The sequence below is a fragment of the Campylobacter concisus genome (assembly GCF_902460545.1).
Lineage (GTDB): Bacteria > Campylobacterota > Campylobacteria > Campylobacterales > Campylobacteraceae > Campylobacter_A > Campylobacter_A concisus_AE.
This window is the reverse complement of record NZ_CABPUE010000011.1, coordinates 78,126-95,238: the sequence shown is the minus strand read 5'-3', so window position 1 is coordinate 95,238 and position 17,113 is coordinate 78,126. Positions and strand designations below refer to the sequence as shown.

Genomic DNA, 17,113 nt, shown 5'->3' with positions numbered 1-17,113 from the left:
GAATAGATATAATTTCGCAATCAATAAAATTTATTATTAAGGAGAACAAATGTTAGTAACAAAAAAAGCACCTGATTTTACAGCTGCAGCAGTTTTAGGAAATAATCAAATTGTAAATGATTTTAATCTTTATAAAAATATTGGCGAGAAAGGCGCGGTTGTATTTTTCTATCCAATGGACTTTACTTTTGTTTGCCCAAGCGAAATTATCGCATTTGACAAAAGATATGACGAGTTCAAGTCACGTGGTATCGAAGTTATCGCGGTTTCATGCGACAACCAATTCTCACATTTTGCATGGAAAGAGACTCCAGTAAACAAAGGCGGTATTGGCAAAGTTCGCTTCCCTATCGTAGCTGATATGACAAAATCAATCGCTCGCGGATTTGACGTACTTCTAGAAGATGCTGGTGTAGCACTTCGAGGCTCATTCTTACTAGATAAAGATGGCACTGTTCGCCATGCAGTTATCAACGATCTTCCACTTGGCAGAAATATCGATGAGATGATAAGAATGGTTGATACTATGCTATTTACAAATGAGCACGGCGAAGTTTGCCCAGCTGGCTGGAATAAAGGTGATGCTGGCATGAAACCAAGCACTGAAGGTGTTGCTGACTACCTTTCACACAACGAAGGCAAACTATAATCAATAGAAATTTCTAGGTATTATTTACCTAGAAATTTCTCCTCCAAATAAATTTAAATACTTTTTTAATATAACTTTTTATATCATAGCCTTGGCTTTAATCAATAATATTCCGGAGACTACATGGATTTTAAAGGCAGGCAAGAGCTTGTAATAAATTGCGAAGACAGCATACTTAAATTAAGAGATAAATTTATCGACGATGGTATCAAATTTTGTAGACAGCTAACATTTATCGTACCGCACGATCAGGTAAAAATTTGTCTTGAAAATATCTTTGATACACTGCTTATTCAAAAGCCAAATGCTACGCAGTTACAAGATGATTTAAATAATCTAATACCAAAATCAAATGCAAGAGATGAATTAATCAATTTTCTACTTTTAAATTTGACCTTAAATTTTAGTCACTCTTGTGACAACAGTACCTTCGTAGGCTATTTCGTAAATGCCGTTTCAAGAATCAAAGAAATTTTATGTGGTGCCAAAGACCAGCAAGAAACAAATGTAAAAGATATGATTGAAACCGGAACATTTTTTTATGAAGATCCGATCAATACATTCACTCGTATGAAAAAAGCCAAGGTAAGGCCAGAGCTTTTAAATTTATATGATGGACTAAATATAAAATATGAGGCTGAAATTTTAGAAGTTAAAGAAGATAGTGTCGTTTTTCGCGTGGATATGATGCAAATTTTAGCTATGAAGCAAGACGGCAAAGGTTTTATTTTGCCAAATAGCTTTTTCTCAAAGCCATTATGTGCTGATATTGTTAATTACAATATAGTCAATAAAGGCGTCACTCTTTCAAATTTCTTACGAAATACAACGATGTACGCATATAAAAGAAAATTCCAACGTATCTTGCCAAATCGTTTTACCAAAACTATTATCAAAGGTAAACAAGACAAGATCGAAGGTAGCCTTTATGATGTTTCTGAAGGCGGCATAAGCGTATTAAGCCCGCAAACTACAAATTTTCAAGATGGAGAAGAACTAGAAGCGACCTTTGAAATCTTAATCGCACCAGATAAAGTAAAAAATGTGACTTTAAAGCTAAGACTTGTTACAGAGCTAGCATATAAAGGCTACATCAGATACTGCATGAAACTCATTGATGATGATGAAACGATAAAAGATTTTACGCAAAAGCGCATAAAAGAGACGCTTGACGAGCTTCGCTCACGTATAAATTTATACGAATAAGGCAGTTAGTGAAAACAATACAAGAAAATTTAAAACTTTTTTATATCGGATTAAAAGATAAAGAGCCATTTTTTTATAAAAATAAGGATCTAACCACCCACGCAGCTATCATAGGTATGACAGGTAGCGGTAAAACAGGCCTTGGTATCACGCTTTTAGAAGAAGCCTGCATAGACAATATACCTTCTATCATCATCGATCCAAAAGGCGATATCACAAATTTAGCCCTCACCTTTCCGCAGATGAGAGCGGAGGATTTTTTACCATATATAGATGAAGCAGAAGCGGCCAACAAAGGTCAAAGTGTCGAAGAATTTGCCGCCACTCAAGCCGAGCTTTGGAAAAACGGCATAGAGTCGAGCTTTCAAGATCTTGAGCGAGTAAAAATTTTAAAAGAAAGCGCAAACTTTAATATCTACACACCAAAAAGCTCAGCTGGCATAGGTGTGGCGCTGCTTAGCGACTTTGCCTGCCCAAATATTAGTGACGAAGAAATTTTTAGCAACTATATAAACTCACTCGCAGCATCGGTGCTATCGCTTATTGGCATGAGCTCTGAGGATGTGAACTCAAAAGAACAGCTTCTCATCTCAACCATATTTGAGACTAAATTTAAAGAGCAAAAAGACGTCAGTATAGAAGAGCTCATAAATTTCATCGCAAATCCGCCTTTTAAAAAGATAGGCGTTTTTGATGTAGATACCTTCTATCCAAGCAGTGAGCGCCTAAAGCTTGCCATGAAGATAAACGCTCTCATCGCAAGCCCAAGTTTTAAAGGTTGGACTCAAGGCGTTAGACTAGAAATTTCAAAGATGCTATTTGACGAAAACGGCAAAGCAAAGTGCAATATTTTTACGATCTCGCACCTAAATGACGCTGAGAGGATGTTCTTTGTCACCCTTTTACTAAACGAGATCATCGCGTGGATGCGCGGTACTGAGGGCACAAGCTCACTTAGAGCGATCCTTTATATGGATGAAATTTTTGGATTTTTCCCACCAAACGCAAACCCACCATCAAAAACGCCTATGCTCACACTTTTAAAGCAAGCTCGTGCATTTGGTTTGGGCTGTGTTTTAAGCACGCAAAACCCAGTCGATCTTGACTATAAAGGCCTTAGTAACATCGGCACTTGGTTCATAGGTCGCCTCCAAACAGCCCAAGACAAATCACGCGTTATAGACGGATTAAGCGGTATCGCTGGATCAAATCTAGATAAAGCCTCACTAGAAAGCCTCATATCAAATTTAGCAAAGAGAAATTTCTTAGTTAAAAATATAAACGAAGACGGGCTAAGCGTTATTTCGACACGGTGGACATTAAGCTATCTAAAAGGCCCGCTTAGCCGTGAGCAAATTTCAAATTTGATGAAAGAGCAAAAAGAAAATTTATCTGATACAAGGATCGATAAAAGCGAGATAAAATTTAGCATAAAGCCCATAATCTCAAATGAAATCACGCAACTTTATACTAATTCAAAAACCCTTACACCAAACCTACTAGCAAGTGCAAAGATAAGAATTTATGACACCAAAAAAGGTATCGATAGCGTTTATGAAGTAAGCTATCTTTATGAACTAAATGAAAATGACAATGAGCCAAACTGGAGCGAAGCTAGTCAAAATTTACATATTGATGCAAGCTTAGACGAACCAAGTGACGCAAGCTTTGCAGCTGTACCAAATTTCATTTTAAAAGCTAAGAATTTTGACAATATCCAAAAAGATTTTAAAGAGTATCTGTATAGAAATTTCAAATTTAACACCTTTGAAGCATTGGGAATTTATTCAAAAAACAATGAAACAAAGGAGCAGTTTTATATTAGACTTCAAGATAAGTGCAATGAAATTTTAGAAGAACAAACTGCAAAACTCACGGCTAAATTTGAAAAAGAGCGAAAAAGCTTGCAAGATAAGCTAAACAAGGCTCTAGCAAAGCTTGATAAAGAGCAAAAAGAGATGACCACAAGTGGGCTTGATGCTGCCATAAATATAGGCGCTAGCATACTTGGAGCAATATTTGGCAACAAGCTTTTATCTCGTCAAAATGCGGGCAAAATCGCATCGAGTGCAAGAAGCGCAAATAGAGTCTTAAAAGAGCGAAGTGATGTAAAGCTTAGTGAGCAAAATGTAAATGATATAAATTTAGCCATTAGCGAACTTGAGGAGAAATTTGAAAAAGAAAGCGACGAACTAAAAGAAACAAACGATATAAAAAATATCACTATAAATGAAATACAAATTTCACCAAAGAAAAGCGATATCTATGACGAGAAAGTCGTACTTTTGTGGAGATGATTTATAAAACAATTAGTATTTTTTTACTATCATTTCTATTAAATTTAAAAGGTAAAATATGCAAAATTTAATACTTTATGCCATTAGTTATCTACTTGGAAGCATTCCATCTGGTCTTATTCTTGCAAAAATTTTTGGGCATGTTGATATAAAAAATGAAGGCAGCAAGAGCATCGGTGCAACAAATGTTTTAAGAGTTTTAAAGCAAAAAGATCCAAAATTAGCCAAAAAACTAGCCATTTTAACGATAGTTTGTGATGTTTTAAAAGGAGTTTTGCCACTTATTGTCGCTTCATATTTAGGAGCTAGCCAAAGCGTGCTTTGGACGATGGCGGTTTTAAGCGTGGCTGGACATTGTTTTTCAATATTCTTAGGATTTCAGGGCGGCAAAGGAGTCGCAACTGGAGCTGGTGTGATAGCATTTTTCTTGCCAGTTGAGATCATTATCGCTTTAGCTGTTTGGTTTGTGATCGGAAAATTTTTAAAAATTAGCTCTCTTGCTTCACTTTGCGCGTTAATAGCTCTGATCGTATCAAGCTTTATAATCCACCCAGAGTTAGATGAAATTTACACACACGCTCCGATACTAATCATCGCATTTTTGGTGGTTTATAAACACATACCAAATATCGTTCGTTTAATATCCGGTAAGGAAAAAAAAGTCGTATGAAAAGCGAGATGACGACGATCATTAAAGATTATAAATTTGAAACGATCATCGGAATGCTTGATTTTGAGCGAGTCACTAAGCAAGAGGTGCAAATGAATCTAGAAATTTGCTCAACCAGTTTTATTGATTATGTTTTAATTATTGACTTTGTTAAAAATTTTTATAATAAAAGACAGTTTCAAAGCGTTGAAGATTCTCTTGAAGAAACCAGCAAAGCATTAAAAGAGAAATTTGGCTCACTAACTAGCCTTAAAATGGAAATTTTAAAAACTGAAATTTTACCAAACGCAGTTGTTGGAGCAAAAATAAACACTATTTTTTAAAAATTTATTAAACTATCTTGAAATATTGCTTAATTTATGATACAATTGCCCATAAATTTTAGTTTAAGGAAGCAAAATGCGTATTTTAATAGTTGAAGATGAAGTGACGCTAAATAAGACGATTGCTGAGGGCTTGCAAGAGTTTGGCTATCAAACTGATAGCTCTGAAAATTTTAAAGATGCTGAGTACTATATAGGTATCAGAAATTACGATCTAGTTTTGACTGACTGGATGCTTCAAGACGGCGATGGCATAGATCTTATAAACATCATCAAACATAAATCTCCACGCACTTCAGTTGTAGTTCTTTCTGCAAAAGATGACAAAGAAAGCGAAATAAAAGCACTTAGAGCTGGTGCTGATGACTATATCAAAAAGCCATTTGATTTTGACATCTTAGTAGCTAGACTTGAAGCAAGACTACGCTTTGGCGGCACAAATATTATAAAAATTGATGAGCTCATTATCAATCCAGATGAAGAAAAAATCACATATTTGGGTCGCGATATTGAGCTTAAGGGTAAACCTTTTGAAGTCCTAACTCATCTTGCAAGACACTCAGATCAGATCGTATCTAAAGAGCAACTGCTCGATGCTATCTGGGAAGAGCCAGAGCTTGTAACTCCAAACGTCATTGAAGTCGCTATCAACCAAATCCGCCAAAAAATGGACAAACCACTAAATATTTCAACAATTGAAACTGTTAGAAGACGCGGATATAGATTTTGTTTTCCAAAAAAAGCCTAAGGAATAGATTTATACTACAATTAGCATCTGGTGCTATGATGCTAATTGTAGTTATTTCGGTAATGCTTTATCACTATATAAGGGTTACCGTTTTTCAAAGTGTAGTTAATGAGCTAAACTATCAAGCCGAAGCTTATAAAAAAAATCCTCAGAATTTCAATCCTTTAAATTCAAAAACATTTACGATAGAAAATCCAAACAAAACCCTAGCAACGATAAAAGCAGACGAGCCACAAGATAAAGAAACATATATCGTAACGCAAAAATCAAAGGATCAAAGTAAAACTTTTTTAATAACAAAACTCGATGAAAGTAGTTATTTAAGCCTAGAAAAAGATACTACTCTTCAAGCTCATATAGTAGAAGAAATTTTTATAGATATTATAATCGTAAATGTATCAGCGATACTTTTGGTGCTTTTTTATGCACTATTTTTATCAAGAATGCTTTTAATACCTATAAAAATTTTAAGTCACAAGCTTACAAATTTAGACGAAAAATTTCTTCATGAGATCGATATAAAAAGTCTACCAGATGAGTTTTTACCACTTGGACAAAGCATAAATAGGCTAATCTCTCGCATCCAAACATTTGTCTTATATCAAAAAGAACTTTTTGTAGGCGTGGCACATGAGCTAAAAACACCCCTTGCCGTAATGAAAACAAAAAATGAAGTTACGCTTTTAAAGCCACGTGAGAGCGAAAAATATATCGAGGCTCTAAAATCAAACAATGAAGCTATAAACGGCATGAACGCAATGATAAGTTCTGTGCTTGAGATCGGCCGCCAAGAGGGAGCTCAGTTTGAAGAGCCAATAAATACCGATGTTATAGGATTTTTAAAAAAACTTGCAAAAAACTATGAGATACTTGCAAAAAATGATGGAAAAAATATAAAACTAGACCTAAAACCAGAAATTTTAAATCTAAAAATACAAACTAGCTTGCTAACTCACATTGTGCAAAATTTTGTTCAAAATGCCATTAAATTTTCACCAAAAAATAGCACCATTACGATTAGCTCTAAGCTCATAAAAAATAAATTTATTATCGAAGTAATAGATGAAGGAATAGGTATAGATGAGAGCAAAGATTTATTTGCTCCATTTAAAAGATACGGCGACAAAGGTGGTGCTGGGCTTGGGTTATTCCTAGCTAAAGGTGCGGCACAGGCTCTTGGTGGCGAAGTAGACATTAAAAATAGAAACGATAGAAGCGGTGCAGTCGCAAGCCTAGTTTTAAATATAAAAGGATAGAAATGGCAAAGAGAACCGCAGTAATCGACCTTGGCTCAAATTCTATGCGAATGGCGATATTTGAGAGAACGTCACGCTTAGCGTTTTTTATACTAGCTGAATATAAAACAAAAGTGCGTCTAGGTGAAGGCGGATATGGTTCAAACAATGAAATATCCGAAAGCTCAATGGAAAAAGCACTAAAGGCTTTTAGCGAATTTTCAAATATCATAAAAAGCTACAAATGCAATAAAGTCTTATGCGTTGGAACTTCAGCGCTTAGGGATGCTCCAAACGCAAATATTCTGATCTCTCTTTTAAGAAAAAAACTTGGTATAAATTTAAAAGTCATTGACGGCAAAGAAGAGGCTACTTTTGGTGCGATCGCAGCCAAAAATTTACTCCATAACATCGATGAATGCGTCACTATCGATATCGGTGGCGGATCAACTGAACTTGCCAGAATAAGCAAAGGCAAAATAATAGATACGCTCTCACTTGACATTGGCACAGTTAGGTTAAAAGAGCTTTTTTTTGATAAGAAAAACTTAAATAAATTGCCAAAATTTTTAGAACAAGTTACAAAACAGATAGATGAGCGATTTAAATGCCAAAATATAATCGCTATTGGTGGCTCTCTTAGGGCGATATCATCTGCTATAATGAGCAAAAATTCATACCCCCTTTCTTCGCTTCATGGCTTTTGCTATAAGCTTAGCGACGAGCAAGCCTACATCGAGAGCATTGCAAATGTTAGCGTGCTTGAGCTAAATAAATTTCCTATTAAAAAAGATAGATATGACACCATTAGAGAGGGTGCACATATCTTTTTAGCTCTCGCCAAAGCTCTAAATGCCAAAAATATTATAACAAGTGGGGTTGGCGTAAGAGAGGGAGTGTTCTTAAAAGATTTTTTACGCCCTAGCCTTAAATTTCCGCAAAATTTTAATCCAAGCATCAAAAGTTTGCAAGATCGTTTTATATTATCATGCAATAAATCGGTCACAAGATATGCAAAAGATATATTTATGGTATTAAAAAAGCTTCATGGTCTAAGTGATAACTATCTTGAAGTGCTTTTAGTTGCTGCAAAACTTCACAATGTCGGTCAAGAGATTGGCTTTTATGGTGATCATAAAAACTCAGCCTATATAGTTCTAAATGCCTTAAATTATGGCTTTTCACATGAACAAAAAGCGTTGATTGCAGTAGTAATTGGCACAAATGGAAAGAAAAACATCTATGAATTTGAACGGTATAAAAATTTACTTCCAAAAGCCGAGTGTATAAGATGGCTAAGTTTTATACTCTCACTTGCAAAGGCACTTGATCTAACCTGTGAAAGGCTAAATTTAAACTTCGAATTTAGTGGACACACGCTAAAAATAGAAGGCGCAAAAGAATTTGCTATGGCAAAAGAAGAGATAAAAAAGATCACAAAGCCTGAAATTTTTGCTATTTCGTTTGTATAAATTTTGAAACTAGCTTTAAAGTATAAAATTTAAACGTGAAAGCAACTTAAAAGCTCTTTATAATTAGGCAACAAGTAAGGTTAAAAAATTAAAAGACATACTTATTGGATGAGAATTTTAGCTAAAACTACTAAAATTCTCCGCTCATTTTATCTTTATAGTTATTTAAGCTATTTTTTCGCTCTTCTAAAAATGAACTTAGCTTTTTCTTGTTCTCTTCAAAAAATATAGCAAAATCCTGCTCGTTTTGTATCTTGTCTTCACCAAAGCTATCAAGCATTACATTTGAGCTACCAACTATCACTAAATAACGCCTATTTTCATAGCTTAATAGCATTAGCTTATTCGTGCGATCAAGATATTTTTCATATATTATATTGACGTTACTATTTTGATTTTTAAGTAGCCAGTTCATTGATTTTGTATCATTTTGAGACTGATTTCTAGGTGTTTTAAATCCACTAAAGTCGCTACTCTTTGAAGTAATATATCTTTTAAATACATATAAAAATACAAGAAGAGCAATAAGCACACTTAAGACTATAAAATACCTTGAGTCTATATTCAGCATAGGCTCTTCATCCATCTTTGGAGTGCTAGGGGTTTCTATTTTTGCACTAGCTTGAGGCATATTTTGTATTTGAGGTTTTGCATTTTTTAGAGTTACACGAATGCGGAGTCCAAAACTATCAGTCGTCTTTGAAGCATTTACGATAATAGCATCATTTGAGCGTAAATTTAAAACTAAAGAGTTTTGCTTTGGCTCTATCTCAAGCTCTTGAATAATCTTTGAGTTTATATCTTTGCTGGCACTTTGATCGTAATTTAGCGAATTTAATATTAAAGATGTTGTGTCTTTTTCGCGCTTTTGAAAGATATTTCCTTCATAAGGCGCATCAAAGCTAAGCATAATATCGACTCTATCAGCACGTTCATAGATATTGTAAGTTAATAGGTTTGAAGCTAAAATTTGAGTTGCAAAAAGTAAGAAAAATAGTATAAATTTCATAAAAGTTCTTTTTTGAAGTACTGAATAACTGACTTTGAATCCAAAATTTCATTTATCCTGATGGCTAAATTTTTCTCATAAACCATTACTTCGCCTTTTCCAAAAATTCTATTATTTATATATAGCTCCACACTCTCACCAGCTGGCTTTTCAAGGTCTATGACTGAGCCAGCTTCAAATTTCAAAAGCTCATTTATACTAACCGTGGTAGTTCCTAGCTCAGCTATAAAATCAACACTTATATCCATAAGCTCATCATAGCTCTTAAAAAGCCCTAGCTGTTCTAGCGTCTCTATCGCACTCTCGTCGTTCATTGTATGTCGTAGCCTATTTGAAATGTTCTATTTTTTATCTTATATACAAATTTCTCTTTTAGTTTGATGCCAAAATTTTCAACTTCGCCTAAAAATTCAGGCGTTCCAAGCTTATAAGCATTTGGCTCTTTTTCGTTTAGCAGATTTTTAGCCTTGCCGATGATTTGATTAGCTATTTCTTTGCAAAGATCGTCCAGATCGCCACCATCAACATCTTCGTGACCAAAAAAGGCATTCATGAAAATTTTCAAAGTATCTTTTTTAAAAAATAGGTAAAAATGATACTCGCTCTTGTCCTTATAGACTGGTATGCTAGCTCCGTAAAATCCCTTGCCAAGGCTCTTACCAGCTTCTAAATCTAGCCCTAAAGTATCCTTGCAAAGATAGCTTGTAGCTTCATCTATAACTTTTCTCATATCTCTTCCTTAAGACTTGAAATGCATTTTCAATTATACTTTGGCTTTACTAAATTAGCTATAAATTTATTAAGCATTTTAAAAGAGTTTATCTATCTCTTTTACTAGCTTTTCACCGCTAAATTCGGCACAAAGCTTAACTATTTGCGTGCCTATTATCGCTCCATCAGCATACTTTTTTACTTCATTAACGTCATCTTTGTTTTTTATACCAAAGCCTACGGCTACTGGTAGATCGCTCTTTTTCTTAAGCTCTAGAACTAAATTTTTTATCCTATCTTCATCAGCCCTTTTTGAACCACTAACGCCGATCGCACCAAGAGCATAAATAAATCCTGAGCCAAATTTTAAAATTCCATCCGCTCTACTACCAGATGTGACGCTGACAAGTGGTATCAGGCTTAAATTTAGCTCCTTACATTTTAGAGCAAATTCCTCGCACTCCTCACAAGGCAGATCCGGCACTATAAAGCCGCTCACACCTGCTTCAACTGATCTTTTTAGAAATTTATCAACGCCGTAAGCAAAGATGATGTTGTAATAAACCAGAAATACAAGTGGCTTTGTCACTTTTGCCTTGCAACTCTCAAGCATATCAAAGACAACGTCCGTATTTACGCCGTTTTGCACCGTCTCAAAACTAGCTTTTGCTATGAGTTTACCATCAGCCAGCGGGTCAGAGTAAGGGATGCCGATCTCGACTAGATCAAGCGTGCTCTCGTTCAAATTTTCTAAAAATTCCTTCGTTTTTTCTAAGCTTGGATATCCAGCCACTATGTAGCCGATGTTTGCCTTTTTGCCATTAAATGCACTTTTTATCTTATCCATAAATTTTTCCTTTTTCGTAGCCGATAACTGTGTTTATGTCCTTATCGCCCCTGCCTGAGACATTTACAACTATGACGCTTTTTTTATCTAGTTTTGGGCAAAGCTTTTCTAGATATGCCAGTGCATGCGCGCTCTCGATGGCTGGGATGATACCCTCCATCTTGCTTAGAAAATACAACGCATTTATGCACTCATCGTCGGTCACGGCCTCGTATCTTACCCTTTTGATGTCGTTTAGGTGAGCGTGCTCTGGGCCTATACCTGGGTAGTCAAGACCCGCTGAGATGCTGTGAACTGGCGAGATCATGCCATACTCGTCTTGCAAGACCGTCGTTTTCATGCCATGGATAATGCCGGTTTTACCTTTGCTAAGCGTAGCAGCGTGATAAGGCGTCTCTACGCCAAGGCCGCCAGCCTCGATACCAACTAAATTTACGCTCTCGTCGTCCAAAAACGCACTAAAAATGCCAATAGCATTACTGCCGCCGCCAACGCAGGCGATGACGTAGTCAGCCTTTTTGCCATACTCCGCTAGCTGAGCCTTCGCCTCTGTGCCGATGATGCTTTGAAAGTCACGCACGATCTTTGGATATGGGTGTGGGCCAACGGCTGAGCCAATGACGTAAAACGCACTCTCTATCTCATTTACCCACGCTTGAATAGCCGCCGTGGTCGCCTCTTTTAGCGTTTTTAAGCCGTCTTCTACGCTCACCACTTTTGCGCCAAGAAGCTGCATGCGAAAGGCATTTAGCTGCTGCCTAGCAACGTCTGTAGCACCCATATATACGTCACACTCCAAGCCCAAAAGTGCCGCCGCAGTCGCCGTCGCCACGCCATGCTGACCAGCTCCAGTCTCAGCTAAAATTTTCTTTTTGCCCATTTTTTTAGCAAGCAATGCTTGAGCTAGGGCGTTGTTTATCTTATGCGCGCCAGTGTGGTTTAGATCCTCTCTTTTTAGGTAAATTTCATGTCCGTAGTGCTCACTCAGGCGCTTTGCAAAAAAGAGCGGACTAGGCCTGCCAACATAGTTTTTAAGCAGATCATCAAGCTCATCTTTAAACTCTTTTGTCTTTGCGATGCTAGCATAGGCGTTTTCTAGCTCATCAAGGGCAAACATCACCGTCTCAGGCACAAACTGCCCGCCAAATTTTCCAAAATATGCTTTAGTATTCATCTTCTACCTCACCTATGATCTTTAAAATTCTCTCTATCTTTTGTGCATCTTTTATGCCGTTTTCGTCCTCGACTTTGGAGTTGATATCGACTAGATATGGCTTAAATTTCAGCGCCTCTTTGATGTTGTGCTCGCCTATGCCCCCAGCCATGCCAAATTTAAATTTAACCTCTTTTAAAATTTCCCACTCAAAGCTAGTGCCATTTCCACCAGCATTTTCGCCCTTGCAGTCAAAAAGAGCCATGTCAAAATGCTTAAAATCAACCTCTGGCAAGCTATCTTTCACGCTAAAAACCTGCCAGATTTCTTGCCCCATATCTTTTAAATTTGCATGCAAATTTTCACTGATCACTCCATGCACCTGAGCGACGTCAAGCCCTGCAAACTGGCAAATTTCCATTATCTCACAATCACTTTGCTCCGCAAAAACACCAACTACTTTTTTGCCCTTGCTGTGAGCAAATCTCGCTATCTGCCTAGCTAAATTTAGCTCAACCCTTCTTTTGCTTTTGGCAAATATTAGTCCGATAAAATCAACATCCAAAGCGCAAACCGCACTTGCCTCATCTAGCGTTTTGATACCACAAATTTTAACTAGCGCCATTACGCTTGCGCCTTTATAAACTCTTCATAAAATTTATATACCTTGCCGCTTTTTATCGCCTCAAGCACTATTTTTTTAGCCTCGTCTGGGCTCTTAGCGCCATCAGCTGCGTAGAGTGCGAACATCGCATTAAAGACCACGATGTCAAATTTTGCCCCCTGCTCCTCGCCTTTTAGCGTGCGGATTAAGGTTTTGGCGTTTTCTTCAGGTGTGCCGCCCTCGATGTCGCTGTGAAGCGCTCTTTTAAAGCCAAACTGCTCTGGCGTAATGCTATACTCAAAAATTTCGCCATTTTTTAGCTCAACAACGCTCGTTTCGCTACAAAGCGTAATCTCGTCTAGTCCGTCATCGCCGCGAACGACCAAAGCGTGCTTTCTGCCAAGTATCTTAAGCGTCTGGGTGTAGAGTTTTAACACTGGCTTATGATAGACGCCAACTAGCTGATTTGTAAGGTTTAAATTTGGATTTAAAAGCGGTCCAAGTACGTTAAATACAGTCCTTATGCCAAGTCTTTGGCGCACTTCTCTGACCTCACCAACTAGTGGGTGGAAAAATGGCGCGTGGAAAAAGGCTAAATTTTTACTAGCTAAATTTTCACGCTGTTTTGCCAGTGATTTTTCACTTTTTACACCTAAAATTCCAAGCACATCAGAGCTGCCTGACTTGCTTGAAACTGCCTTGTTGCCGTGTTTTGCGACCTTTATGCCAAGACTTGCGAGGATAAATGCCACAGTAGTTGAGATATTTATCGTCTTAAAGCCGTCGCCGCCAGTGCCGCAAAGATCGATCATAGGTGTATCGTCACGGTAAGTTTGCGAGTATTTTAGGATATTTTTTGCAAGCGCAGCGAGACTTTTTGGATAGAGGCTCTTTTCACTAATTAGCACCAAAAGGGCCGAAAGCTGCACGATCTCGTACTCTTTGCTGGCTATTATCTCGCAAATTTGTTCAAAGTCGCTATCATCAAGCGGGATGTTTTCTTGAAGCTTGATAAGATATGGCTTGAGTGAGCGAATTTTAGGCTCTTTTACCTCTTCTTTTGCTTTGTAATTTACAAAATTTTCAACGATCTTTTTGCCGTATTGCGTGAAGTAGCTCTCAGGGTGAAACTGGATGCCAAAGATCGGCTTATCTTTTACGCTAAGTGCCATAACTACGCCATCATCACTGACCGCATCGGCGCTTAAGCAAGCTGGGAGCTCATCGACATAGAGCGAGTGGTAGCGCATAACCTCAAAGCGCTCAGGCAGCCCTGCAAAGAGCGGCTCTTTGTTTTTCACGTCTATAAACGAGGTCTTGCCGTGAAGCGGGTCGTCTAGTCTTTTTATCTTTGCGCCAAAACTAAGCCCTATGGCTTGGTGTCCAAGACAAATGCCAAGCACCGGCACGCCAAGGTTGGCCTGCAAAATTTCTAAGCAAACTCCGCTATCTTTTGGGTGCTTTGGCCCTGGGCTTAGGATGATCTTACTTGGGTTTAGTTTTTTGATCTCTTCAAGCGTTATCTTGTCGTTTCTAACGCATCTAACCTCTTCGTTTGTGAGCTCTTTTACGTACTGCTCGACGTTGAAGACAAAACTATCGTAGTTATCTATAAGTAAAATCAATCTCTATCCTTTAAATTTAGCGGCGGCTGCGCGGACTAAATATTATAAATTTAGGTGAGATTATAACTAAAAGAAATTTTAATTAGGCTTTTGTGCGGCTCTCGTAGGCTTTTAGGAGTGAGAGCATATCGACGTTTTCTAAATTTACACCAGTTGGCACGCCTTGAGCGATCTTGCTAAATGAAATTTCACTCATGCCAAGCTTGTCCTCGACGTAAAGCATAAGCGCGTCAGAATTTAACCCCGGCGTAAAGGCAAAAACGACCTCTTTTGAGCCATTTTGTTTGATAGCACTTCGCAGCCTCTCTATGGCGTCCTCGTCGATCTCGTCAAGCACGAAGTAAAGGCCATTGTAGATGCCATTTTGCTCAAAAACTAAGATATCTTTTGGGCTCTCAACCAGCAAAATGACCTCACTATCCCTGCTCTCATCGCTGCAAATGTCACAAATTTCATTTTCGCTTAGCCCACCACAACGCTCACAACGTTTGATAAACCTTACCGCGTCTTCGATATTTTGAGCGAGTCTTAGCCCTGCAAAGCTATCTTGCATGCAGACAAAATAGGCAAACCTTGCGGCTGATTTTTTACCAACACCAGGGAGCTTGGCAAAAGACTCAGTTAGCTCGTTAAATTTTTCTAAGCCTCTTTTCATACTCGCTTCGCCTTTGATCTAAGTAAAATTTTAAAAACGTGATAACCATCTTCGTAGTCGTAAGCAAGCTCAAATTTTTGCATCTGGCAAATTTGCTCGATGATGTAAAGTCCAAGCCCCATACCACTTCCCGCACTCACCTTATCGCCACGCACAAAGGCTTGTTTGTAGTAGTCAATTGGATGATTTAGCTTTTTGCCTAAATTTTTAACCGCTATAAATTCGCTATCGCAAATCAAAATAGCCTTTTTATCCTCTGCGTATTTTAGGGCATTGTCTATCAAATTTTTAATCGCTAAGCTAAAAAGCTGAAAATCCACTCTTAAAATGACGTCGTCTCTGATATCGCAGCTCACTCGCTCTTCAAATTTATCAAGCATGAGCATATCTTGCACCTGCTCTAAAATGAGCGAGAAATGGCACTCTTGGTAGTTTAGTGCGTAGCTTTTAGAAAGGAGCTGCTCGACCTTGCTAAATTCATTTATCAGCATCTCAAGGCGCTCGAAAACGTTTATGAGCCTCATCTTTTGGGTCTCATTTGCGACCATTTCAGAGACGATCCTACCTTTGCCAATCGGAGTCTTTAACTCATGCATAATCGCGCGCAAAAATAGCTGCCTTGAGCGGATGAGCTCTCTGATCTTGCAAACAGCATTATCAAACTCAACAGCGACCTGTCCGATCTCATCTTGCTCGTTTTCATTTAGCCTAGCCGTCATCGCCATTTCCATATTTCCACTGGCAAATTTTCTAATGTCCTTACTAAGCCTTCTAAGCGGCGAAAGACTTCTAAGAACAGAAACATAAAGTGAGATGAGAAGGGCTGAAACTATCAAAAAAGCAACCCAAAGCGGATCATTTACGTGTCTTGCGTCGTTACTTTCAAGAAGCAGCTGAAAAGACGGGTTTTTAATAAGCAAATACAAATCGCCTTTGTAATTAACCGATTGCACCACTCCAAGAGGTGTATGCTGCGTAAAAACAACAGTCCCGTTTGTAGCTATTGAAGTGGCTAAATTTTTATTTCCAACATACTCTAAGTAAAAATTTTTAAAATAATGCTCCAAATCTCTTGGAGGATTTCCGCGTTCATAGAGTGCGACAAGATAGTTCATCGCACTTATTTGTCTATCCTTTAGTTTTTCTAAAGCGCTTTCTTGCTGAATGTTTGCAAAAGTTACAAAGAGCAAGCACATCAGCGAGAAAGCTATGGCAAAGATAATAGTTATCTTCGTAGTTATGGAATATTTCATCCGATAAGCTTATATCCTATGCCTCTTACTGAAAATATATGTTTTGGGGCTTTTGAGCTATCACCGATTTTTGATCTAAGGCGTCCGATAATAACATCTAAGCTCTTTGAATCTTTATCTTTTAGGCTTTTGCAATTATAAACTAGCTGTTCGCGTGATACTGAAAAGCTGTGTTGCTTAATGAGATAAGTTAAAATTTCATACTCAGCTGGAGTAAGTGCCAACGGCTCATTGTTAAAGTAAATCTCGTGACGCTTATCATCAATCCTAAATGCGCTATCAACGACCTCTTCTTGTACTTCATTTGTCTTTTTATATCTTCTTATAAGACTTGTGATACGAGCATACATCTCTTTTGGATCGTATGGCTTTGGCAAATAATCATCAGCACCAAGCTGAAGTCCAACAACCTTATCGCTAATATCACTTCTAGCCGAACTTATGATGATAGGAATGTCGTATTTTTGGCGAATTTCTTTACAAACCTCAAGCCCATCAATGCCCGGCAAAGTAAGATCAAGTATTAACAAATCATAGTTTTTTATCCCAGCACTAAGTCCTAAATATGGATCTTCAAAATTCGTAACTTTTATATTAAAACTATCAAGATATTCAGATAAAATTTGTGCAAATTCTGGATCGTCTTCTATCATTAA

The 17,113-nt window shown here is 37.6% G+C and carries 18 protein-coding genes; 8 read left to right on the top strand and 10 right to left on the bottom strand.

From position 1 onward, the window contains the following. Nucleotides 1–49: 49 nt before the first annotated feature. The 8 genes from FZ949_RS08580 to FZ949_RS08545 all read left to right on the top strand — a co-directional run bounded on the left by FZ949_RS08580 (nt 50) and on the right by FZ949_RS08545 (nt 8,600). Nucleotides 50–649: a peroxiredoxin gene (locus FZ949_RS08580; RefSeq protein WP_021091673.1), complete on the top strand. Its 600-nt coding sequence runs from the start codon at nt 50–52 to the stop codon at nt 647–649. A gap of 123 nt (nt 650–772) precedes the next feature. Further along, complete coding sequence (locus FZ949_RS08575) at nt 773–1,855, top strand: PilZ domain-containing protein (RefSeq protein ID WP_085658080.1); 1,083 nt, start codon at nt 773–775, stop codon at nt 1,853–1,855. 8 nt (nt 1,856–1,863) lie between these two features. Next, on the top strand, nt 1,864–4,152 hold the full coding sequence (locus FZ949_RS08570) for an ATP-binding protein (RefSeq protein WP_103579665.1): 2,289 nt from the start codon (nt 1,864–1,866) through the stop codon (nt 4,150–4,152). A 58-nt stretch (nt 4,153–4,210) separates the two neighbouring features. Beyond that, the gene (gene plsY / locus FZ949_RS08565; protein WP_148790344.1) at nt 4,211–4,822 is read left to right on the top strand and encodes a glycerol-3-phosphate 1-O-acyltransferase PlsY; all 612 of its coding nucleotides are present in this window, start codon (nt 4,211–4,213) and stop codon (nt 4,820–4,822) included. Continuing rightward, nucleotides 4,819–5,145, top strand: a complete 327-nt coding sequence (locus tag FZ949_RS08560) for a dihydroneopterin aldolase (protein WP_148790343.1) — start codon at nt 4,819–4,821, stop codon at nt 5,143–5,145. The genes plsY and FZ949_RS08560 overlap by 4 nt, the downstream gene beginning before the upstream one ends. 76 nt (nt 5,146–5,221) lie before the next feature. Next, nucleotides 5,222–5,893 (top strand): homeostatic response regulator transcription factor HsrA, encoded by a 672-nt coding sequence (hsrA, locus tag FZ949_RS08555; RefSeq protein ID WP_021091657.1) that lies wholly within the window; start codon nt 5,222–5,224, stop codon nt 5,891–5,893. Nucleotides 5,894–5,931: 38 nt separating this feature from the next. Beyond that, nucleotides 5,932–7,149 carry a sensor histidine kinase gene (locus FZ949_RS08550; RefSeq protein ID WP_180998581.1) on the top strand — a complete coding sequence of 406 codons (1,218 nt, stop codon included), beginning with the start codon at nt 5,932–5,934 and terminating at the stop codon, nt 7,147–7,149. Between the two features lie 2 nt (nt 7,150–7,151). Further along, the gene (locus tag FZ949_RS08545; protein WP_103579667.1) at nt 7,152–8,600 is read left to right on the top strand and encodes a Ppx/GppA phosphatase family protein; all 1,449 of its coding nucleotides are present in this window, start codon (nt 7,152–7,154) and stop codon (nt 8,598–8,600) included. A 130-nt stretch (nt 8,601–8,730) separates the two neighbouring features. Here FZ949_RS08545 and FZ949_RS08540 read toward each other — a convergent pair whose 3' ends face one another. The 10 genes from FZ949_RS08540 to FZ949_RS08495 form a co-directional block, all read right to left on the bottom strand. Continuing rightward, nucleotides 8,731–9,609 (bottom strand): excinuclease ABC subunit A, encoded by an 879-nt coding sequence (locus tag FZ949_RS08540; RefSeq protein ID WP_148790342.1) that lies wholly within the window; start codon nt 9,607–9,609, stop codon nt 8,731–8,733. Beyond that, nucleotides 9,606–9,923 (bottom strand): flagellar motor switch protein FliN, encoded by a 318-nt coding sequence (gene fliN, locus FZ949_RS08535; RefSeq protein ID WP_021091807.1) that lies wholly within the window; start codon nt 9,921–9,923, stop codon nt 9,606–9,608. Before fliN ends, FZ949_RS08540 begins: the two co-directional genes overlap by 4 nt. After that, the gene (locus FZ949_RS08530; RefSeq protein ID WP_103580045.1) at nt 9,920–10,339 is read right to left on the bottom strand and encodes a chemotaxis protein CheX; all 420 of its coding nucleotides are present in this window, start codon (nt 10,337–10,339) and stop codon (nt 9,920–9,922) included. The genes fliN and FZ949_RS08530 overlap by 4 nt, the downstream gene beginning before the upstream one ends. A 78-nt stretch (nt 10,340–10,417) precedes the next feature. Next, nucleotides 10,418–11,167 carry a tryptophan synthase subunit alpha gene (gene trpA / locus FZ949_RS08525; RefSeq protein WP_148790341.1) on the bottom strand — a complete coding sequence of 250 codons (750 nt, stop codon included), beginning with the start codon at nt 11,165–11,167 and terminating at the stop codon, nt 10,418–10,420. Further along, a complete protein-coding gene (gene trpB, locus FZ949_RS08520; protein ID WP_103580043.1) occupies nt 11,160–12,341 on the bottom strand; it encodes a tryptophan synthase subunit beta in 1,182 nt (393 codons plus the stop codon). The genes trpA and trpB overlap by 8 nt, the downstream gene beginning before the upstream one ends. Beyond that, the gene (locus tag FZ949_RS08515) at nt 12,331–12,945 is read right to left on the bottom strand and encodes a phosphoribosylanthranilate isomerase (protein ID WP_103580042.1); all 615 of its coding nucleotides are present in this window, start codon (nt 12,943–12,945) and stop codon (nt 12,331–12,333) included. The genes trpB and FZ949_RS08515 overlap by 11 nt, the downstream gene beginning before the upstream one ends. Beyond that, entirely contained in the window at nt 12,945–14,549 is a 1,605-nt protein-coding gene (trpD, locus tag FZ949_RS08510; RefSeq protein ID WP_103580041.1) for an anthranilate phosphoribosyltransferase, read from the bottom strand. Before trpD ends, FZ949_RS08515 begins: the two co-directional genes overlap by 1 nt. 82 nt (nt 14,550–14,631) lie before the next feature. Further along, nucleotides 14,632–15,204, bottom strand: coding sequence for a recombination mediator RecR (recR, locus tag FZ949_RS08505; protein ID WP_009294391.1), 573 nt, complete (start codon nt 15,202–15,204; stop codon nt 14,632–14,634). Beyond that, a complete protein-coding gene (locus FZ949_RS08500) occupies nt 15,201–16,457 on the bottom strand; it encodes an ArsS family sensor histidine kinase (RefSeq protein WP_103580040.1) in 1,257 nt (418 codons plus the stop codon). The genes recR and FZ949_RS08500 overlap by 4 nt, the downstream gene beginning before the upstream one ends. After that, the coding region (locus FZ949_RS08495; protein ID WP_222862786.1) for a response regulator transcription factor at nt 16,454–17,113 on the bottom strand (660 nt) is incomplete at its 5' end. The genes FZ949_RS08500 and FZ949_RS08495, both read right to left, overlap by 4 nt.